The organism is Gallintestinimicrobium sp. (assembly GCF_046968865.1).
GTDB classification, from domain to species: Bacteria; Bacillota; Clostridia; order Lachnospirales; family Lachnospiraceae; genus Gallintestinimicrobium; species Gallintestinimicrobium propionicum.
Genome location: NZ_JBKVPW010000014.1, coordinates 61,331 through 83,210 on the forward strand (window position 1 = coordinate 61,331; position 21,880 = coordinate 83,210).

The window sequence follows — 21,880 nt, forward strand, 5'->3', positions numbered from 1 at the left end:
ATTGCGTAAACGCATCCACAGACCCGGCCTCTACAGCATGGCAGGCTTTAGTCCATTTTTTCTTATATTTTCCAATTCTTCTGCCGTCAGACACTGTGCCTCATAAAGTTGCAAATATTCTTTTGATACGTCGGAATCAAAAATCAATACGTCATCCGAATTTATCGTAACATCGATGCCACTGCGATACAGTTTTCCAATCGGATGCTCCGCCATATCCGCAACCCTTCCCAGTAAAACGTTGCTCATTGGCGTAATATTTAATCTGATTTTATTCTCAGCCAAAAAGCGAATGACGGATTCGTCTCCAGCCGCCGCTATACCATGCTGAACCTCGTCAAGCTCCAATTCTTCTACTGCCGTTCTGATGTCTTTCGCGGTTCCCCATTCTCCAACATGGGCTTTCAGGCGTAATCCTTCTTTTTTTGCCCTTCGGTAAATTCCTTTAAAATTTTCAATCGGCTGCGCGAATTCATCCCCATACAAATCAATCGAATAAAAATTTTTATTTCCCCAAAAATAAGACAAACAATCTTCTAGATAACTGATCGGACAATGCCTTGATAACCCAATCTGAAGCCTTAATTCTATCTCGGGAGCGATTTCTCTTTGTGCACTTGTAAAAGATTCCACCAGCTCATCGATATCATTATGAAAAAATTCTTTTAAGCCCCAAACGTCCTCCCCGATTTCGAGCACCGTTACTCCATCTTCTTTCGCCTGTTGAAAGGTCGCACGGATTAAAAGTTTTCTTCCCTCGGTGCTGTTAAAATACTGACCGATATATTTTTGACTCCATTGATCCATCTCTGCCATGGATGCCAAAGGATGCACTAACGGCTCAATTTTTTTACCGGTTGCCTGATATAAGAACCTTCTGCTTCCACCGAGCGCAAAATGATTGTGCAAGTCTGCCTTGGGATATTTTCTTAATGTTTCCAGATTTCCCTGTTCCAATGCGTCCATAAACCGGTCCATAAATCAATTTTCCCCTTAAATGTTTAGATTTTTCCTGTATCCCCATCTTACCATAATCCACCCCCTCCATCAAGCGATGCGATCTCTCCGATTGTTCCCATTCGTCCTCAGCCTGCGAATTTTATACACCAAAAACCTTATTCTATATATCAAAAACTTGACATTTTTCTTCGAATTATATATACTGAACAATATGTTTGTCGGATCTTTGATCTTTTCTATCTGTAAAAGCTCGACAGGCATAAGATATGTAGAGAAGCAATGGCGCTTTTATCCACAGACAGGATAACTGCGTCTGTTTTTATGACAGGAGGAAAATATCATGTGTGGAATTGCAGGTTATATCGGAAAACAGCAGGCGGCCCCTATCATTTTGGATGGGCTTTCCAAGCTGGAATACAGAGGCTATGACTCTGCCGGGATCGCTGTTTTTGATGGTCAAAAAATCCATATGGAAAAAGCAGTCGGCAGGCTTCGCGTTCTGGATGAAAAAATAAACCACGGCGCATTGCTGCCCGGTTTTTGCGGCATCGGACACACCCGCTGGGCGACACATGGCTGTCCCTCTGACACAAATGCCCATCCCCATATGAACGAGGAGCATACCATTGCTGTCGTCCACAACGGCATCATCGAAAACTATGAAAAGCTCAAGCAGCGTCTGGAAAAGAAAGGCTATCGGTTTGTATCTGAAACAGATACGGAGGTGCTTGCACACATGCTGACTGAATATTACCGCGGCGATCCGGTCGAAGCGATTGAAAAGGTCATGCACCGCGTAGAGGGCTCCTATGCTCTCGGCATCATGTTTTTGGATCATCCGCATCACATCTACGCTGCCCGCAAGGACAGCCCGCTGATCGTTGGCATAAACGATACCGGGAAATTCATTGCTTCCGACGTTCCCGCCATCCTGCAGTATACCCGGACGGTTTATTATATGGAAAATGAAGAAATCGTCTGCCTTTCCAATGAACATACGCGCTTCTGTAATATCGACGGCGAGCCCCTTGAAAAACAGCCCGTCACCATAGACTGGGATATCCACGCTGCAGAAAAAGGCGGCTACGAACACTTTATGCTCAAGGAAATCCACGAGCAGCCAAAGGCGGTCCGTGACACGATTTCTCCCCGCATTCACGATAAGGAAATCGACCTGGGCGAAATCGGCATGACAGACGAAGAAATCAAAAATCTCCGGAAAATATCCATCGTTGCCTGCGGCTCCGCCTATCATACCGGTGCAGCCGGAAAATATGTGATCGAAGAACTGGCCCGCATCCCGGTTGAAACCGATCTTGCAAGCGAATTTCGCTATCGAAATCCGATCTATCAGGAAAACTCCCTCGTCATCATTGTCAGCCAAAGCGGTGAAACCGCCGATTCCCTTGCTGCTCTCCGTGACGCAAAGGCCCATGGCTGCAAGGTTCTTTCCATTGTCAATGTTGTCGGCAGTTCCATCGCCCGCGAATCTGATGCAGTGCTCTACACCTGGGCAGGTCCTGAAATCTCCGTTGCAACAACAAAAGCCTACAGCTGCCAGCTTGCCGTGTTTTATCTGCTTGCCTTAAAATTTGCCCAAATCCGTTCCACCATTACACCGGATACCTTCCAGACCTTACTGACTGCTCTAAAGCAGCTGCCTGACCAGATAGAAGGACTTCTTTCTCAGAAAGAAAAGATCCAGTTCTTTGCAAACCACTACCTTGCGACAGAGCACATCTTCTTCATGGGACGGGGTATCGACTATGCGATTTCCATGGAAGGCTCCCTGAAGCTAAAGGAAATTTCTTATATCCACTCCGAAGCCTACGCTGCCGGAGAATTAAAGCATGGCACAATTTCCCTAATGGAGGATGGTACCCTTGTGGTTGCCCTGGCTACTCAGGATGCCCTTTATCCGAAAACAGTCAGCAACATGATCGAGGTAAAAACCCGCGGTGCCTTCGTGATGGCACTGAGCACCAAAAAGCATCCGGACATCGAAAAATACGCCGACTACGTCCTCTATATCCCGGAAACCCAAAACCTGTTTGCCGGATCCCTTGCCATCATCCCGCTGCAGCTGTTTGCTTACTACGTTTCTCTCGGACGGGGTCTGGATGTCGATAAGCCCAGAAACCTCGCAAAATCTGTAACGGTGGAATGAAACGTCCATGGATAAAAGAATGTGCCTTGGCACATTCTCGCGCCGAGGCGCGGTTGCCTCGGCAACCATCTACCCCTGCGCCGAGTGCGCATCCTCGCGGAGCGTTTTTATCGTATGGAAACGAAGTTTCCTATACGATAAAAAAATCCTGCTTCACAGAATGAAAAAAGCTGTCGCCCGGCAAACGATTGCCGGCGCGACAGCCATCTTTCACAATTTATTTCAATAATTCTCCAACGATACGGTTTACAAGGCTTCCATCCGCTCTTCCCTTTACTCTGGGCATCAGCTCTTTCATCACCTTGCCTTTGTCCCTTGCGGAAGGCTCTGCGATACCGAGCTCATTCAAAACAGCCTGAATCGTATTTTTGATCTCGTCCTCTGACATTTCTTCCGGTGCGAACTCGGAATACACCGCCAGACGCTTGCTGCACTGCTCTTTGATGTCCTCTCTGTCTGCAGGCGCGAGCTCCATCGTCTCTTTGGTCTGCTTGATTTCCTTTTTGACAACCTCAAATTCTTCTGCCTCTGTCAGATCTTCTCTTTTGTCAATCTGCTTGTTTTTCAGGGCGGACAGCAGCATGGATAAGGACTCCTTACGCTCCTTATCATGTTCCTTCATTGCTGTTACCATAGCAGCTCTTACAGTGTCAATCATACTCATCTCGAAAATCCTCCTTATGCCGCCTTGGGCACTGCCTGGTTTATCCGTTCCAGACGTCGCTCGTTTTTTTCTGTCTGCTACAAGTATAGCACAAAATGGAAAAAGTTGCACGTCAGATTATCCAGTGATTGAAATCCATCCGCCAATTGATTATCTGAATGATCACTGGTTCAAACAGGCATGCTGCCTTGGGCTGCCTCCGGTTCCGGAAAAAATCACTCCAGAATCTCCCTGCAGAAATAGCAGGTATAGCGGTTCGGTTTATAGCGCTCCGAAATCAGATTCTCTGCACCGCAATAGTTGCACTTGACAACCCGGTTTCCCTTCGGAATGCTGTCCCACTCATAATACCGCACGCCGACCATACGTCCGCCGGTTTCCTGATGGAGACGCGCCTGTTCCTCGCGCTTTTCCTGCGCATGATCCCTGGCATCCTCCTTCGCTTTCCGTTCCAGATACGCCGTTGTGGAAGTAGAAGACGATGAACTGCCGTCAGAGCCAAAGGTGCTGTTGCCCAAACGGGATGGACTGCTGCCTGCCCCTGATCCGGTTGCGGTCTTTTGAAATGCCATTGCGCTTTCATAAGCGGATTTTTTTGCTCTGCCGGCCGCTGTGGAATAAGTGCTTCCCGTGCGGGTTGCAGCAGAGCCAGGTGTATTGCTGCCCTGTGTTTGTTTCGGATCGTTCTGCCCTGTAGCCTTCTGTTTGTTTTTTACGATCCGCATAATAAACCAAATCATAAAAATAAAAAATATCAAACTGCTCATGCTCTTCTCTCCTTTTCTCCGCTATAGGCAATGATCAAAAGCTCTACGCTCATCCGATCGTTCATCTGCCCGGTTTTGACTGCCTCCTCCGTTTCCACGCAGGCGGTCAGCGCTTCCTTTAACTCTTCCCATGTAAAACGTGCGCTCTGAGATACATATTTGCGCACCACAAAGCTGCGAAGTCCCGTTTTTTCCGCGATCTGCTTTTCATCCAGACCTTTTCGTTTCAGCTGCCGAACCTGCATCAGCAGATTGAACTGCCGTGCGATCAGGAACAGAATCCGCATTGGCGGCTCCTTCAACGTCAGCAGGTCATAATATAAATCCAGCGCCTGCTTCTGTCTGCGCATCGCAATCGCCTCGACCATATCGAAAATCTGATTGCCAATCTGCCTCGTGCACACCGCCTCAATGTCTGCCGCCGTAATCACATCCCGTCCCATCGTATAACAGAACAGCTTTTCCAGCTCCCGGCTGATATTTTCCATATCCGAACCGACCCGCTGCTGAAAAAACTGAAGATCGTTCTGTGTGATCCGTTTGCCTTCTTTTTTCAGCTGAATCAAAATCCACTTCTGCAGTGTCGCCTCATTCTGCCGTGCAAACTCCACAACGCGCCCGGTATCCCTGACAGCCTTATACAGCCGTCCGCGCTTATCCACTTCGGTTTCCACAAACACAAAGCAGACGCTCGGCGCAGGGGCTTTGAAATACTCTGCGAGATCCTCTGTCGCCTTTTTGAACAGACCGCTGTTTTCTACGACAATCACCCGCCGCTCCGCGAAAAAGGGCAGCGTCTCCGCCAGATCGATCAGCTGCGCTGTCTCGACACCCTTTCCCTCAAAATAGTGGTAGTTCATCGTGTCCCCGTCCGGAATCAGCGCCTTTTTCAATTTGTCCCGATATTGCAGTCTCAGGTAGGTTTCTTCTCCGTAAAGCAGATAAACCCGTGCAAAGCTGCCGTTTTTGATATCCTCCAGTAGCTGCTGCAACCTAACAACCTCCTGTTCATTCTCAAAGTCGGGGGCAAAAGGTCTTTCTCCCACCTATGAGCAAGCTCCTGCAGGTTTAGGCCTTTTGATCCTGGCATTATTCTATATTACCATAGCACTTTTTTGCATTCTCTACAACATATTGAACGGAATTATCAAAAAGGGGCTGTGAAAAAATATAGCCTATAAAAAAAAGGACCAAGGATTCATAATGACTCCAAGGTCCTTCTTTTTGTGTTAAAATTAATCTGCAATGAAAAAAATAACACGTACTTATTCTAACCCAAAACAGGCAGTTTTGCCAATACTAATTCAAGATTATCTGGACATTTGTGATCCGGTGCTGACATTTGATCGATTTATGGGAGAAATCGATTTGGAGAAATACCTGAAGGAAATCCCGAAACATGAGGTGGGAAGACTTCGGTATAACCCGGTCAGTATGCTGAAAACAATCCTGTTCGGATTTATGACAAATGGATATGTCTCTCTTCGTGAGCTGGAAGACAGCTGCAAAGTGAATCTAAGGTTCATGTATCTGATGGATCATGAAGTCCCATCCTATCGGACTTTTGGATATTTTATCAATGAGATACTCAGCGATTCTATTGAGAAACTATTCTGTGATATCAATCAAAAAATTTTTGAGGAAGAACATACGGACCTGCAACATTTATATATTGACGGTTCTAAGTTTGAAGCCAACGCAAACAAGTATTCCTGGGTATGGAAGAAGGCGACTGAAAAATCCAGATACCGCCTGTTTGAGAAGATCACTTCCCTGTTTCAGGAAATTAATCTTGAGCTTCAATACACGGGGATAAAGTTCCGTATTAATACGGAATACTCGCCAGAATACTTAAAGGAAGCCGCATCGAAATACGTAGAAATCTGGCAGTTGGATGAAGCAACGTTTGTCGCTGGTAAAGGACATCGAAAGTCCGTCCAGCAGCGCCATTATGAAAAACTTAAGGAATATCTGTCAAAGCTGAATGAATATGTAGAAAAGATCCAAATCTGTGGAGATGGACGCAATAGCTATTCCAAGACTGATCATTCCGCTACTTTCATGCGAATCAAAAAGGACTATATGGGAAATGACCAGCTGCTCCCGGCGTATAATGTCCAGGTCGGTGTGGCGGATGAGTATATAGCGGTTGTTGATGTGAACCAATACCGTTCAGATATGGACTGTTTCATCCCCCTCATGAATAAGTTCCATGATATTTATGGATTCTACCCCAAATATCCGGTAGCGGATGCCGGTTACGGCTCGTATAATAACTATATTTTCTGTGAACAGAATGGGCTGGAAAAATATATGAAATTCCCAATGTTTAAGAAAGAAACCACTGACAAAAACTATCATGAAGACCCATTCCGGGCAGTTAATTTCAAGATCGACGGAGATGGAAAAATGCGGTGCCCTAACGGAAAGGGATTTCATTTGCAGTACCGTAAGGCAATAAAAGGAAACGCGTATGGACGGGAAGAGGAAATCTATCAGTGCGAAGACTGCAGTGGATGTCCTTATGCGGAAAAATGTAAAAAGGGAGAAGGAAACCGTACCGTGCGTGTCAATCAGGAACTAACAAAGATGCATCAGGAAGTGATTCAAAACCTTGAGAGTATCCAGGGTGCGCTGCTTAGAATGAACCGTTCCATCCAGGCAGAAGGTACTTTTGGTATTATAAAAAATGACCGGTGGTATAAACGGATTGTGCGAAGAGGGATAAAATCCGTTCAACTTGAAGTATACCTTGTTTCACTGGGACACAATCTTTATAAATTCCACAACAAACAGATGAAAATAAAATCAGTTGCATAGATTTGAAAATCAACAAATTTATGGGGTAAGGGGGAAATGCGCTTTTAGAGAGTACTTCGTTTATAATTTTTTAGTCTAAAAGAGCGTGTAAAAAATGATTTCTCGGGAGTATCCCAAAGTTTGTGTAAACCTCCAAACTGATGTAAGATAAAATTACTCAGTTTGGAGGTTATTTTTATGGCAAGAAGAAAAGACAGCCCACAAAAAGCAGCAATGAGAGAAATGATGCGCGACTATCTGAAAAATAATGATATCAGCATCAAAGACGGCACCGATGTAAACAGTATCATGCGTGACATGATGTCTGTTCTTCTGGAAGGTGCTTTGGATGAGGAACTGGATGAAGAATTAGGATATTCCAAGTATGATTATCGTAACAAAGAAACAGACAACAGCAGAAACGGTCATTCCAGCAAAACCATGCACACCAGTTATGGAGATATGGATGTGGCGATCCCAAGGGATCGTAACGGTGATTACGAACCACAGCTGATTAAAAAATATCAAAATACCGTAACTCAGGACATGGAAGAAAAAATACTTTCCATGTATGCCAAGGGAATGACAACCGGAGACATTGAATCCCACATGCGTGAATTATACGATATTGATATTTCTGACAGCACAATCAGCCGGATCACAGACAAAATCCTGCCGATTGTAAAAGAATGGCAGGAACGTCCTCTGGAAGAAGTGTATGCTGTAGTATTTATGGATGCGATCCACTATCATGTCCGCAGCGAAGGACGTATCGTAAAACGTGCGGTTTACATTGCTCTTGGTATCGACATGAGCGGAAAAAAAGATGTCCTTGGAATGTATGTTGGAGAGAACGAAAGTGCGAAGTTCTGGCTTTCTATCATGAATGGATTAAAAAACAGAGGCGTTGAGGATATCCTGATTGCATGCGTTGATGGTTTAAATGGATTTCCACAGGCAATCGAGGCTGTTTATCCAAAAACAGAGATTCAGCAGTGTATCATCCACCAGATCCGCAATTCAACGAAGTTTGTCTCCTACAAAGATATCAAAAAACTGATGGCTGATCTGAAGCTTGTATATGCGGCTCCAACGGAAGAAACAGCTTTAAATGAGTTAGAATTGTTCAAAGATAAATGGGATTCCAAGTACCCGAAAATCTATAAATCCTGGAATGATAACTGGGCAACCCTGTCCACTTATTTCAAATATCCAGAGGCAGTAAGACGCCTGATTTACACCACAAATGCCATTGAAGGCTTCAACCGTCAGCTCCGGAAAGTGACCAAAAGCAAAACGGTTTTTCCGTCGGATGACAGCCTTTTGAAAATGCTGTATTTGGCAACCATGGATATCACGAAAAAATGGACCGGTCACAGGCAGGACTGGGGACAGATCCATTCCCAGCTTGAAATTTATTTTGAAGAACGTCTGGCAGGACGGAACCTGTAAAACAGTCAATTTTAGGCAGGTTTTATTGACATGCCTAAAAACTACTGTATAATGCAGATATGGGCAGAATCCGGAAAATCGGCTCTGCCCATTTGTAACTATTCACAAATCTTATATCAGTTTTTAACGTTTACACAAAACTTGAAACGGTCTCGATTTCTCGTTTTTTCACACGCCCTTTTTCTTTTTACATAATCTTCTTTATTTTCCCATCCTTACCATAATATGCCCCATTAGTACCCGGAAAACTTTCTATCAATGCCTGCAAAATCTGTGGTTCGTCCGCAAAAACTGTCATCCAAACAGAAAAAAATCCCTCTGCTACAGCTGTTATCATAATTTGTGTTTTCATAACGCTTTTATACGTTTCTGGCGCATCTTTAATCTGGCGCCATCCTTCCAAAGATTCCCTTGCTTTAATAAACGCACTATTCCTGCTTGTAGCCCTTCTGTCTTTATCATCCTTTTGTATCGGTATATTTCCCAATCCAACCATTTCATATGTATTTTTCGCCTTTTCACAGCAAATCCCAGTTGGATCTAACGCACTCAATATATCTTCATTTACCTTTGGAATCCCATTCGTATAGGAAAAAGCCACCGCTGTATTATCAGAATCTGGCCATAAATACTCCCCCACATTTTGTGGTGTTATCTTTGCTGCTTTTCTGGTATTACAATATTTACATCCTAAAAGCAAATTGCTCCATGCCGTCCAGTCTCCGCCATTCTTTCTGGAAATTTTATGCTCTACTTCCGGAACATGTTTAATTGACATTTCGCAATAAGAACAATATAAACCAATTTTCTTTTCCAAATACGGTATTGCATCCTGATACTCGTCTATTTCTTTATAAGGCGATCCGCCCTTATCTATTGCCCTCATTTTTTTTAACCTTCCATGCTTTCTCCGTATATTGCTGGTGAACCCATGCCATATATGCCGGATTTTCGCTGTACTCAGCTTCCAGTTCAGCTAATCGTTTTCCCAACTTCTCAATTTCATCCTGTGTCTTTGCCTCTTTGAGCGCAGAAAAATACTCTCGTGAGGCTTCATATATTTTCCGTTTTTTTTCACTATATTGAGGCAGTACCACGCCCATAATATCTTCCGCAATATCTTCAATCCCCTCACCCGAATATTCACTATCTAACGGCTGATCCAAAGTAACCAGTTCCCCGTCTTCAAGAGACTGAATAATAAACGGCGAATGTGTCGCACAGATAAATTGAATCCTTGGGAACTGTTCCTTCAAGATTCTTATAATGCGCTTCTGCCAGGTCGGATGCAAACTTAAATCAACCTCATCGATCAAAACAACTCCCGGTGTCTTTTTAAGAGCATCCCCTTTCAAATACGGATTCAAAATACACATCCTAGTTGCAATATCAAGAATAATCTTTATCACATTCCGATAACCATCACTAAGCATTCGGAATGGAAGAATTGTTCCTTCTGCTGTCTTAAGGGCAATCATATCATCCTCATATTTGGTCGAAAATATAATCTCTTCCCCTGGCTGCAGTTCTTCGCTAAATGCCTCATTTACTGCTTCTAAAATCGCCTGATATGCCGGAAACAGTATTCCACCATTTTCTTCCATCGAAACTGCTTTTAGTGTATCCAAATATCGAAATGCAATATCCAGTCCATGCTGCGCATCCAGACAATGGTTATAGGCATCCGTCCTGCTGAATACCCCCCTTTTTGTCGCTTTTTTATTTCCATCTTTCCATAAACGTGCTGTACTAAGATAAAGTACCAATGGAAGAACAACTTCAATATCTGAATGATCTGCTTTTGATATTGCTTCTTCCCACGCTATTACTGTCGGCTGCATCGGATTTGAACCGCCAAATTTTGTTCTGGCATCTTCTTTCAGGATTACACGCTGAAATTCTATCGTTTTATCCTGCTCCCCCCATTTTGCTATACAGCTGATTTTACAAGGATATTGAGAGATCGTCCCCGTGGTAAAAATCGTACTGTCTTCAGAAATCTGTGCTTTCTGCCGCACATCTGCCGATTTTATATTGTATACAAACCGGGACGGAACGTATGTTTTATAGGCTGCCAGATATGCTCCCAGCATTACATTTGCAGCTTCTAATACGGTCGTTTTTCCAGACCCGTTCTTTCCAGCAAAAACGTTCATTCTGGGATTTAACGTAAATTTTTCATTTTCAAATCTTCTGTAATTCAAAAGAGCCAATTCCTGAATTTTAAATTCACACATAGCCTTTGCTGCCTTTCAATCACTCTTTTTTATAGTATCAACTATAACATTCTCTGTAGATGATTGTCAATTTTCCTGATTGACATCTTTTCGAAAAAATCAATTGATTTTCGACTATTTTGGAAGTAGATGGATAAAAATTTTATCATACAAATTTTTGTAATATCTATGCATCTACTTTATCAAACTAATTAGCGAAAGAATAAGTGCCAGCACCGCAACATTAACCCCTAAATGATTTGCTGCTTCTTCAACATCATCTTGAAATGACTCATCAAAACACAAAATCATAATAATAATTATTATAATCAGCGTTGCAATTGTTATCAAAAAACCAACTATATCATCAATTTTTCCGCTTATAAAAGCCATACAAATAGAATATAATAGCGACAGAACTATTATCATCAATACCATATAAAAAATTATATTGAGAGTTTTATATAGGAGTTCCCTTTTTTTACTATGTTTTCTCTTGTTTTCATTCTCCCTCTCTTTCTCTATTTTTATTGCCTCTGCAATTGTTTCCTCTAATTTACTATAATCCAATTTCATCTCTTCTTGAAAAACTATTTTCTGTTCTTTGTAATTTTTTATTATTTTTCTATATTCTTTTCTTTTTCCCATATTTTCCCCTTTTTAACTCTAAATGTACTTCAATCATCCAGCTCTATCTTGATAACTACTATTTCTTTTAGCCGCTCTCAGTATCACCCTTTTCCATATATCTCAAACTTTCAATTCTTGTTTTGAAAACATGAACTTGTTAGCCTGCCTATATAAAAGAGTTGCACATTTATTACCATGTACAACTCCTTTACATTTTTCAAAAATGATATTTACTTTAAAGTCAATCTATCTTCCGATTTCTGCTAATCTATGTCCCAGTCATCCTCATGATGCTTTAATGCACCACTGGCGCTAAACACATAAAATAGAACTGAACCATCTTTTCGTATACGTCCTTCCATATAAATATATGGCATAACATAAATCATCGAATTACCAAAAGTTTCTTCTGATATTTTTTCAAGTTTCTCTGTCGTCTCCGCATCCAAAGGTTCCGACATCCATGAAAACTCTTGAACATTTCCTCTTTCGTCCTTATCCCAATCTGGATTATCCTTCAAATTCCATGTTTCAGAAATATACTCCCACAGTTTTTTTAAATCCGTTCCTTCTGAAAATTCCATGGTAACCATTTCCAAACCCATTGGATTTCCTTTTGGTGTTGACGTGGTCAAAAAATGAAGGCTAACCTCCGCTTCTCCTTCTCCAATCATCCATGTTCCAGGTAACTGGTATACTTCCAGTTGTTCTGAATTTTCTGATATAGTAGGAGATATATCTAAAAGGTTTATTCCTAATAATTTACCAGCCTCCTTAACGCTGCTACCAAAAAGAGATAAATCTTCTATTTGAGGAAATGTATTGGTTTTTTGTCCACATCCAGATAAAAGCAAAATCATACATAAAAGAATAATAATTCTATTAAAAATTTTTACCCTCATTTTACTTTCTTCTCCCCAATTTATTTTGCATACGGATCATCTGAAGGGACACCTACAATTACAGATAAAGACTTACCATTCGATAAAGAAACATCCGACTGTGCTACTAACCCTCCTGCAAGAGGCTCTGGACTTGAATGGTAGAAATTTGCGCTTCCGGGAATCGTAAAACTTTGATTTGATGCCGTGCTGGCGGTAAAAGGCACAGACTTAAATTCATTTCCACGCTGATGATTATACCGCGTGCTTCCATTTCCCGGATATACACTACCTGTCCTTAAAATAGTAGTGGTTACCTTATCAACCCTAAATAGTGGCATATCGAATACACTATCCAGCCTCATTGTTGTATAAAGTGAGCACACTAATGTTACTCCATAATTAGACACCTGCTTATCCTTATTTACCGGAGAATCTGCCCTCGCGATTTGAGCTGCAGACACATTTTTACCGGACTTATCAACCATGCCCAAACCTGTAACACAGTACTCTTTTTCAATCGTACCATCATCATATTCTGTAATACTTAATAACTGTTTCACAGTTATTTCTTCATTTTCGCTTTGATTTCTTACTTTAGGAGTTTTTTGATATTCTTCAATCCCCATCTGTAACAGCTGATTCACATCTGTAATTTCATCATACTCTACATGCCTTACAACTTTAGAGGGTTCTGCCGCATATACCGAAAAATCTACCTTGTTCAAAATCAATAATCCTAGAGCCAAACACCCCAAATACTTAATAATATTTTTCATAGAGACCTCCTTCATCACAATTCTTCTGTTTTCTAAGTACTACTAAAAAAAATTCGTTGTGCATCGGATTCGCCTCCCTTTTCAAAATACCTTAAATTCTATTTCAATTTCTATTATACATAAATTTATTACAAATTCAACATGTTATGCACGAAACGACATTTTCCCCTCATTTTTGGTCAAATTTAATACGAATGAATTTAAAAAGTGCCAGAAACCCTTTCAAGTTTCTGACACTCTGACAAAGCATCTCACTCCCTATCAATTACCATTCCATTACAAAAATATGCATATTCCAACAATCAATCCTAACATCTCTGATTTTGGATCATTTCATCCCACGCATTTCTTCTAATCGCTTTTGTCAGTTCCTGCCTGATTTCCTCATTCGGCACAAATGCCGCCTCTGCATCCTCGTCATAGCCCAGATACCCAAGGTGGATCAGATACGTAAGCACATCATCTCTGTTTGCAAAACTTACCATATCATTCTGAAAAGAAGATACATCAATCTCTGCCCGACTTCCTCCCAACATCTCAATAATTGCTGTTTTCAAACCTTCAAAGTCCATATTAAGCAAAGGCACGATTGCCTCATAGGTGCCGGTTTCTGACCAATAACTTTTAAATTTTCCTTTTGTTACAAGGTTTACTACTGCAATCGGATTATAAATATGGCATTCCCCCAAACAATACCCATCATACCATTTTTTTACCTGTTCAAAATCCATCCGGTATTTTTCACAAAGTGTCTTTACCTCATCTTCTGTAAAACCTACAAATGAAACCAGCCTGCCGGCATCCAGCATCGTAAATTCATCAAAATTATTTAACGCCGACTGGGTTTTGATTTTTTTAATCGGTAAGATTCCTGTCAAATACGCAAGCTGGATGTATTTTGTCGGTTCCGATCCTTTAAACATTCCCCTTAAAAAATTAATATAAGCTTTTTGGACTTTGCCATTTGCCGACTCATCCCGAATCAGAACATCCCATTCATCAATGATTACAACAAATTTCTGACCGTTTTCTTCCCTGAGCCGCGAAAGCGCATCCGGTACTGTATTTACCTCTTCCGGCAAAACATCCGGATAACTCTCCCGCAATTCGACAAGCACGCTGTCCGTAATAAAGTTTATGACCTCATCAACGCTGTCCACTGTTGCCAGAAACCACTGGATATCCAGATGAATCACATCATACCGGTTAAGATGTTCCAAAAAATCCGTACTTTTACCAATGTTTAATTTTTCAAACATTTCTCTAGAACTACAACCCCTGCTGTAATATGCCGTGAGCATGTCAGCCGTAATGGATTTTCCAAACCGTCTCGGACGGCTGTTGCAAATATACCCCTGCTTTGTCCCCATTACCCTGTTCGTATATTCTAACAGTCCTGTCTTATCAACATAAATTTCTGAATTTAACGCTACCTGAAACGCACTGTTATCCGGATTTAAGAATCTTCCCATCTGTTCAGCCCCTTCCTTACAGTTGTCATTCCTTCCCTTTCTATGCTCTCCCTGTTACCTGTAATTTTACCATCCACACTTGCAAATAGCAAGCTTACTCATACCCTTACCCGCAGCCCGTCCAGCCAGTCCGTATCAATCCCAACCAGATACCAGTCCGCTGCCTTTTCAATCCGGGTACGCACCCATCTTTTTCCTACCAGCACCTCCAGCCCTTCCCCGCAGTACAGGCCATGATAACATTCTTCCAAGCCGAAACGAATATTATAGCGCTCCTCTTCCCTGTCAAAATACAATGCTCCCTGTCTTTTCTCCATTCTGCTTTCCTCCGGTAAATCTCGATATTATACAAATCCTCCATATATGAAGTAAGTTCCTATTTCAGAAGACACATCCCTCTTCTCTCAAGTTGAATTTTCCCCCAAATTTTTCACGGGAATAAAAAGGGCAGGTACAAACAATCCGTTTATATCTGCCCTGCCGCTGCCTTTTCGACACCCGGGAATTTATTTATTTCTTAAATCTGAAACTGGTCTGTATCATAAAATCTTTCTTATCGTCCCTGAATATAGATACCATTACAATAAGTTAGATTCTAAAAAATTCAGGCTGCCTTTTCATCTGGCTCCAAAAGCCCCATTTCCTCAAATCTCTGATAGAGCCCCGCAAAATGCCCTTCCAGTTCCTTATTGAGCAGCCGGTACAGACTGCCAAAATTCTCCTTTCTCTGCTTTCTTCCTGTCTGTTCCCGTTCAAATGCCCGGATCCATGCCTCTGCCCGCGAAAACATGTGGAACATGTCCGCATCCGTTAAAAAGATTTCTGCAGCTCCATCCGAAACAAAACTATCCTTTTTACAGTATGTCCCCCCGTTGCTGTTTTTCCCTTTGATTCCAATCCCGTTCTGGATCTGGACTGACCACGGATATGCCCGCTTTTTTCCAGCGCTGTCTGTTTCATACCTGCTGACCATAAGCTTTGTCACATTGGCATACCCTTCTTTTTTTGCTTCCCCAAATATCTTCTGCCGGGACATGAAAAAAGTCTGCACACCGCTGAATATTCTGGAATACAGGTATAGTGCCTCATCCGGGCTGATGTTTGCATACACACTGACAGACTTCTGACCAGTTCCTGCAGAATAATCCACCATCTGAAGACGGATCAGGGAATATCCTTCCTCATCCTCTTCCCCGGATGCATGGATGTGTGCCGGATAAGAAGCTCCCGCCGGTTTCAAGCTGTCTACCAGCTCCAAAAGTGCCTTATCTGTCTTATATACTGCGATCTGACGCGAAGTGATCCTGCTGTAATCGGTTTTTCCACCATTCTTTTCCAAGCCTTTCACCTACTTTCCCATATACTGCCGGATGATCCCCGCCATTGCCGCAGGTATCCGTTCCGTATCCGATATGTTCAAAAATCCTTTTCCATAAATCCGTCTAATCAGTTCCCTGTCTTCCCCGATTGCCGCTGCCATCACATGGATTCCTCTGTGCTCCAGCTTTTCTCTTTCCCGTCTGGTATCCGCTATCCCTGCTTCCCCCCGATACCCCTCCGCAAGAGGAAGCCCATCCGAAATAACAAATAAAAGCTTCTGTCCCTCAGCTCTTTTTCCAAGCCGCATCCCTGCGTATGCCAAGGCAGCCCCGTCTCTATTGTTCCATCTGGAACGGATTCCCGTAAGGCGAAAACAGTCCTTTTGATCCCATGCGTCAAATTCTGCATAGGAATACAGCTCAACACTCTCTTTTTTCTCGCCAATTCCTGTGGAATGACCAAGAATCAGCACGGGAATCCCGAGCCTTTGGCAAAAGCGGTATATCACACAGGCGGTATATCGCGCACTGCCAATCCGGTTATGGATATCCATGGATGCGGACTCATCGATCAATACCCCCACCGCCGCGTCCTGGTTGCCCGGAATATTCCGGCTCCTAAAAATCCTGCCATCCCTGCGGTAAATCTGGCTCCCACAGACTTTTTTCCCCTGTACCATCCCTTTCTGAAATCTTTCCTGTTCCTCCAAATGCGGGGCAATCAACCGTACCATTTTTTCTGCAGCTGCATCCACCTTCTTTTTCATTACTTCATATCGTGCAATCTGTTCCAATGTTGGCTCTGGTCTTATGATCCGCAGCCTATACCCGTTATGGATTTCTCCCAGATCCATCTTATCTGCGTTCTCTTTTAGTTCCCGCTCAAGCATTTCCTGTTCCATTTTTGTCACAATTTTTCCGATTTCGTCGCTAATCTCCTTTACGCTATCCTCCGCGGCTGCCTTTTCCTGCTGTTCCCCGCCCAGAACGGCAGCCGCACGTCTTCTTTTTTCTTCCCCTTCCTTTGTATCTGTGGCTGCGGACTCTTTCCATTTCCCAGCTCCATCGCCGCCTTCATATTCAGGGGGAATTTGTTCTGTATCTTCTTTTCCGCTCTCTTCCTGTTCAAAAGCCTCCTTTACAAACTCCCACAGAATCAGAAGCAGCCTGTTTGCCGCCCGGAAGCGCACATCTTCGTCTGCCGGGATTACCACTTCATCCAGCGTCTCCTTGCACCGCTCCAGCATTTCCATATAAATTCCGCCTGCGCGCTCCCAGTCATTTACTTTTTTGCTCCTCAGATACTGCAGGAGGACATTTTTCATGATGGAAAGGCTGTCCATCCCGTATTCCTGCATCTGCCGGATGCTTTCTGCCCGTTCCATGTCCCATCTTCCAAGGAACCGGATGGCTTTTTGTACAATCCCGCCATATTCCGCACACTGCCTTGCTTCGATATACATATCTTCCAGAATGTTATGCAGATACAAAAGCGTTTCCCGGATCACTCTCAATTCCTTCTCCTTTTTCTGCTCCAGACATACCTGCAATTCCCCAAGTACCTGTTTTTCCTCTTCATTTTTTGGCTCTGGCAGTTCCGGATATAAGATTCCCTCCCGGATTCCGGAAGCATAAATCCTGCGCTTTTCAAAATTACTGAAATTGATGTGTCCGCATTCATGTGCTGCCACCCCGATCATGCCAAGCACTTTCTGCTCCCGGCTCCTCCGCCTGCGGCGGGTCGCGTAAGCGACATTCTTCCATTCCGCTGCAGTGCGATCCGCGTAGCGCGTTTATTATCGTATGGAAACGAAGTTTCCTATACGATAAAAAAAGGGCTGTCGCCCAGCAAACCTATTTGCTAATGCGACAGTCCTTTATTCATGACAATAGAATGCTCGCAGAGCGTGCATTCTATTGTTTTTCCCTTTGCGGTGCAAGTCTTATCAGAATGCGCCGTGATCAGCCAAGCTGAGCTGCAACTTCTGCTGCGAAGTCTTCTACCTTCTTTTCGATACCTTCACCGGTTTCGAAACGAACGAAGCCCTTTACAGTCAGGTTTGCATTGTTCTCTTTTGCTACCTGAGCCAAATACTGAGCAACGGTCTGCTTGCCGTCCTCTGCCTTTACGTATACCTGCTCTAACAGGCAAACTTCCTTCAGCTCTTTGTTCAGACGGCCACTTACTGCGCCCTCGATTACCTTTTCAGGCTTGCCAGCCATCTTAGGATCGTTCTGGATCTGAGCCATCAGGATCTCTTTCTCATGAGCCTTGTACTCTTCAGAAACGTCAGCAGTAGAAACATACTTCGGAGACAGTGCAGCGATCTGCATTGCTACGTTGGTCAGTGCTTCTTTTACCGCATCGTTCTTTACATCGGTGTCAGCTTCTACTAAAACGCCGATACGTCCGCCGCCATGTGTGTAGGAAACAACAAGGGGAGCGGTAACCTTCTGGAATCTTCTGATCTTTAAGTTCTCGCCGATTACTGCGATCTGCTCAACCAGAACTTCCTTTACAGTCTTGGAGGGTTCCTCATGCCATGCTTCATCCAGGAATGCTTCCAGCTCTGTATTGTCAGAATTTACTGCCTGCTCAGCAACTGCAGCTACGAAGTTCTGGAACTTCTCGTTCTTTGCAACAAAGTCTGTCTCAGAGTTTACTTCTACGACAGCAGCGGTGCCTTCGTCTTTTACAGCGATGCGGCAGATACCTTCTGCAGCGATACGGCCAGCCTTCTTCTCAGCCTTTGCCTGTCCGTTCTTTCTCAGGAATTCAACAGCAGCGTCCATGTCGCCTTCTGTTGCGGTCAGCGCCTTTTTGCAGTCCATCATACCAGCGCCGGTCATTTCTCTTAACTCTTTTACCATTGCAGCTGTAACAGCCATTTTACTTTCCTCCATATAAAATCAGTTTATTGGGTTCTATTGTCAAAAAGTATTTATGCCTCTTCTGCAGCAGCTACTTCTTCGATATCGGAAGCTTCGCCCTGTGCAGCTGCTTCTTCGGTATAAACTTCTTCGCCCTGATTTGCTTCGATAACAGCGTCTGCCATCTTGGAAGTGATCAGTTTAACGGCTCTGATTGCATCGTCGTTACCAGGAATGATGTAATCCAGCTCTTCGGGATCGCAGTTGGTGTCGCCGATACCGATCAGTGTGATACCCAGTGCATGAGCTTCCTGTACACAGATCTTTTCCTTCTTAGGGTCAACAACGAAGATTGCATCCGGGATTCTGGTCATGTTCTTGATACCGCCCAGGTTCTTCTCCAGCTTTTCCCATTCCTTCTTCAGCTGGATAACTTCTTTCTTAGGCAGAACATCGAAGGTACCGTCTTCGGACATGGTCTCGATTGCTTTCAGTCTCTCGATTCTGCTTCTGATGGTCTTGAAGTTGGTCAGCATACCGCCCAGCCATCTCTCATTTACAAAATACATACCGCAGCGCTCAGCCTCGGTCTTAACAGCGTCCTGTGCCTGCTTCTTGGTGCCGACGAACAGGATAGTGCCGCCCTGTGCTGCGATCTCAAATACTGCCTTGTAAGCTTCGTCCACTTTGCCTACAGATTTCTGCAGGTCGATGATGTGGATACCGTTTCTCTCAGTGAAGATGTAAGGAGCCATTTTAGGGTTCCATCTTCTGGTCTGATGTCCGAAATGAACACCTGCTTCAAGTAACTGTTTCATAGAAATAACGCTCATTGTTTTTACCTCCATTGGTTTTTTCCTCTGTGCCTTTTTAGAAACATCCTGTAAAGCTCAATTCACAGGATCCACCATTTCCACCCGCCAGCCATCCAAAGCGTTAAAGGACACCGGTGACGGAACCAGACACATGTTTTATGGTCACAACATTAGGATTTTATCATAAATGCTGATGACTTGCAAGACTATTATTTACTTCTTTTCCTTCATTTTGCGGATACTCATTTGTAAAACTTACTTCCACCCCTATCTAATTCGATGTGGAACTTACTACCTCCAAACATCAGGTGTGGAAGTTACTTATTCTTAATGCTATCTTATTCTTATTCGTCCATCTCTAAGCTCCGGCCGGAACTGGAGAAACATATGAATAAGAATAAACATTTAGTTTTTGATGAAAGATACGTAATTGAGCATTCTCTTAATAAAAATATGAGTTTTAAAGCCATTGGCAAACAGATTCTTAAGGACTGTACCACTGTATCCAAAGAAGTGAAAGCTCATATCATATTTGAAAAGAAAGGTGCTCCTTATAGACCTTTTAACGACTGCCTGAACAGAAAGCACTGTTTCCATTACGGCGATATATGCCTTGCCTGCGAACGTCATAAAAACCGTAACAAATGCAGTGCCTGTGGGCATTGTACAACCTCCTGTTCGGACTACTCCAAAGAGGAATGTCCCAAACTATCCAAGGCTCCCTACGTATGTAATGGTTGTGATCTGTTAAACAGCTGCACCCTTGAGAAAAGATTCTATAAAGCTCTTTCCGCGCAAAAAGAGTATGAATTGGTGCGCAGCGAATCACGTTCAGGCTTTAATCTCTGCGAAGATGAATTGAAACAGCTTGATTCCGTAATAAGTCCTTTACTCAAAAACGGTCAATCTATCCATCACATACTTGCTAACAATCAGGACAAGATTTCCTGCTGTGAAAAAACCGCTTATATTTATGCCGATAGTGGTCTTTTTTCTGCCAGAAACATAGACATGCCCAGAAAGGTCCGATTTAAGCCCAGAAAGAAAAAGTCAGTCCCTCTCAAAGTTGATAAATCCTGCAGAATAGGCAGAACCTATGATGATTATAAGCTTTACAGAATGAACAATCCTTCGCTCCCTGTTACTGAACTTGATTCTGTAGAAGGGATAAAGGGCGGTTCTGTATTACTCACCATTCACTTTGTACTTCCAAAGCTTCAACTGGCATTTTTGCGGGAAGCAAATGACTCTAAATCTGTGACTGACATATTTGATCATCTATACGAATTACTTGGGTTTGATAACTTCACCAAACTATTCCCCCTATGTCTGGCCGACAACGGAACCGAGTTTTCAGATCCTTTCGGTATTGAAGTTGACTCAGATGGTGTGATAAGGTCTCGGGTATTTTATTGTGATCCCTCTTCTCCCGGTCAGAAGGGAGCTTGTGAAAATAACCATGAATTCATAAGAAGAATCATTCCAAAATTCACGGATCTTGGGCAGTACGCTCAGGCGGAAATCAATCTCATGATGGATCACATCAATTCCTATGGAAGACCTGAACTTGGTGATAAATCACCTTATGAAATGTTTGAATTCTACTATGGCAAGGAAATATTAGACTTACTCGGTATTCACAAAATACCTGCAAATGAAATCATTCTGAAACCGGAATTATTGAAACACAAATAAAGAAAGAAGCACTCTCTTTATCTGTGTGCATTGCACACTTCTATCCTTACTTCGCTTGATTAATACAATTCTGATGAGAATTAACTGTGTCAAGGCTGCCGCAGGCACCTTTTTAAAGCTTTGGCCTTGACACAGCTAATTTCATCAGATAAAAAGTACCCCGGCGAAGTAAGGATAAAGATTTCTGCATCTGCAGAAATTTCCTTATAAACAATCAAAAGGCCGGAGTCCTACGCAGTTGGATGAGTTTCCTATCGTTACCTTAAGGGGTGGAATTCACTAACTCTTACCAGGACCACGTGAATTCGACTTCTCATTTTGATGCGCATTTTTCCGGCTTTTGGTTTATTATAGATGCTTTTTGACATAAATACCACCATTTTTGTAAGAAAA

The 21,880-nt window shown here is 43.0% G+C and carries 18 protein-coding genes and 1 pseudogene; 4 read left to right on the forward strand and 15 right to left on the reverse strand.

Features of this window, described 5'->3' with window-relative positions; all coding sequences use genetic code 11:
• Window positions 1-30: 30 nt before the first annotated feature.
• Complete coding sequence (locus ACLTOQ_RS12230) at window positions 31-978, reverse strand: adenosine deaminase (RefSeq protein ID WP_308728664.1); 948 nt, start codon at window positions 976-978, stop codon at window positions 31-33.
• Window positions 979-1,300: 322 nt separating this feature from the next.
• Between ACLTOQ_RS12230 and glmS the strand changes: the two genes are divergently transcribed.
• Window positions 1,301-3,127 carry a glutamine--fructose-6-phosphate transaminase (isomerizing) gene (glmS, locus tag ACLTOQ_RS12235; protein WP_118495981.1) on the forward strand — a complete coding sequence of 609 codons (1,827 nt, stop codon included), beginning with the start codon at window positions 1,301-1,303 and terminating at the stop codon, window positions 3,125-3,127.
• Between the two features lie 217 nt (window positions 3,128-3,344).
• Here glmS and ACLTOQ_RS12240 read toward each other — a convergent pair whose 3' ends face one another.
• From ACLTOQ_RS12240 to holA, 3 genes are all read right to left on the reverse strand, one after another.
• On the reverse strand, window positions 3,345-3,791 hold the full coding sequence (locus ACLTOQ_RS12240; protein ID WP_117962791.1) for a GatB/YqeY domain-containing protein: 447 nt from the start codon (window positions 3,789-3,791) through the stop codon (window positions 3,345-3,347).
• Window positions 3,792-4,006: 215 nt separating this feature from the next.
• The gene (locus tag ACLTOQ_RS12245; RefSeq protein WP_412319556.1) at window positions 4,007-4,558 is read right to left on the reverse strand and encodes a hypothetical protein; all 552 of its coding nucleotides are present in this window, start codon (window positions 4,556-4,558) and stop codon (window positions 4,007-4,009) included.
• Window positions 4,555-5,550, reverse strand: a complete 996-nt coding sequence (gene holA / locus ACLTOQ_RS12250; protein ID WP_117962795.1) for a DNA polymerase III subunit delta — start codon at window positions 5,548-5,550, stop codon at window positions 4,555-4,557. Before holA ends, ACLTOQ_RS12245 begins: the two co-directional genes overlap by 4 nt.
• A gap of 253 nt (window positions 5,551-5,803) precedes the next feature.
• On the opposite strand from holA, the gene ACLTOQ_RS12255 reads away from it, so the two are divergent.
• The gene (locus ACLTOQ_RS12255; RefSeq protein ID WP_412319557.1) at window positions 5,804-7,378 is read left to right on the forward strand and encodes an IS1182 family transposase; all 1,575 of its coding nucleotides are present in this window, start codon (window positions 5,804-5,806) and stop codon (window positions 7,376-7,378) included.
• 213 nt (window positions 7,379-7,591) lie between these two features.
• A complete protein-coding gene (locus ACLTOQ_RS12260; protein ID WP_412319120.1) occupies window positions 7,592-8,809 on the forward strand; it encodes an IS256 family transposase in 1,218 nt (405 codons plus the stop codon).
• A 187-nt stretch (window positions 8,810-8,996) separates the two neighbouring features.
• On the opposite strand, the gene ACLTOQ_RS12265 is transcribed toward ACLTOQ_RS12260, so the two are convergent.
• The 11 genes and pseudogenes from ACLTOQ_RS12265 to rpsB form a co-directional block, all read right to left on the reverse strand.
• A complete protein-coding gene (locus ACLTOQ_RS12265; RefSeq protein ID WP_021915125.1) occupies window positions 8,997-9,695 on the reverse strand; it encodes an HNH endonuclease in 699 nt (232 codons plus the stop codon).
• Complete coding sequence (locus tag ACLTOQ_RS12270) at window positions 9,679-11,046, reverse strand: AAA family ATPase (protein ID WP_021915124.1); 1,368 nt, start codon at window positions 11,044-11,046, stop codon at window positions 9,679-9,681. Before ACLTOQ_RS12270 ends, ACLTOQ_RS12265 begins: the two co-directional genes overlap by 17 nt.
• A 174-nt stretch (window positions 11,047-11,220) precedes the next feature.
• Window positions 11,221-11,673, reverse strand: a complete 453-nt coding sequence (locus ACLTOQ_RS12275; protein ID WP_021915123.1) for a hypothetical protein — start codon at window positions 11,671-11,673, stop codon at window positions 11,221-11,223.
• 245 nt (window positions 11,674-11,918) lie between these two features.
• Window positions 11,919-12,557 (reverse strand): hypothetical protein, encoded by a 639-nt coding sequence (locus ACLTOQ_RS12280; protein WP_021915122.1) that lies wholly within the window; start codon window positions 12,555-12,557, stop codon window positions 11,919-11,921.
• Window positions 12,558-12,577: 20 nt separating this feature from the next.
• Window positions 12,578-13,315 carry a hypothetical protein gene (locus ACLTOQ_RS12285; RefSeq protein ID WP_021915121.1) on the reverse strand — a complete coding sequence of 246 codons (738 nt, stop codon included), beginning with the start codon at window positions 13,313-13,315 and terminating at the stop codon, window positions 12,578-12,580.
• Between the two features lie 314 nt (window positions 13,316-13,629).
• Window positions 13,630-14,787: pseudogene (locus tag ACLTOQ_RS12290) on the reverse strand (AAA family ATPase); the annotation flags it as partial.
• Between the two features lie 98 nt (window positions 14,788-14,885).
• A complete protein-coding gene (locus ACLTOQ_RS12295; RefSeq protein ID WP_021915119.1) occupies window positions 14,886-15,104 on the reverse strand; it encodes a DUF5348 domain-containing protein in 219 nt (72 codons plus the stop codon).
• A 287-nt stretch (window positions 15,105-15,391) separates the two neighbouring features.
• Window positions 15,392-16,126: a hypothetical protein gene (locus ACLTOQ_RS12300; RefSeq protein ID WP_021915118.1), complete on the reverse strand. Its 735-nt coding sequence runs from the start codon at window positions 16,124-16,126 to the stop codon at window positions 15,392-15,394.
• Between the two features lie 9 nt (window positions 16,127-16,135).
• Window positions 16,136-17,806 (reverse strand): cobaltochelatase CobT-related protein, encoded by a 1,671-nt coding sequence (locus ACLTOQ_RS12305; protein WP_412319558.1) that lies wholly within the window; start codon window positions 17,804-17,806, stop codon window positions 16,136-16,138.
• A gap of 262 nt (window positions 17,807-18,068) precedes the next feature.
• Entirely contained in the window at window positions 18,069-18,995 is a 927-nt protein-coding gene (gene tsf / locus ACLTOQ_RS12310) for a translation elongation factor Ts (protein WP_117962634.1), read from the reverse strand.
• A 53-nt stretch (window positions 18,996-19,048) separates the two neighbouring features.
• Window positions 19,049-19,810, reverse strand: coding sequence for a 30S ribosomal protein S2 (gene rpsB / locus ACLTOQ_RS12315; protein ID WP_021915115.1), 762 nt, complete (start codon window positions 19,808-19,810; stop codon window positions 19,049-19,051).
• Between the two features lie 369 nt (window positions 19,811-20,179).
• Between rpsB and ACLTOQ_RS12320 the strand changes: the two genes are divergently transcribed.
• The gene (locus ACLTOQ_RS12320) at window positions 20,180-21,487 is read left to right on the forward strand and encodes an IS30 family transposase (protein WP_412319097.1); all 1,308 of its coding nucleotides are present in this window, start codon (window positions 20,180-20,182) and stop codon (window positions 21,485-21,487) included.
• The last annotated feature ends 393 nt before the right edge of the window (window positions 21,488-21,880 follow it).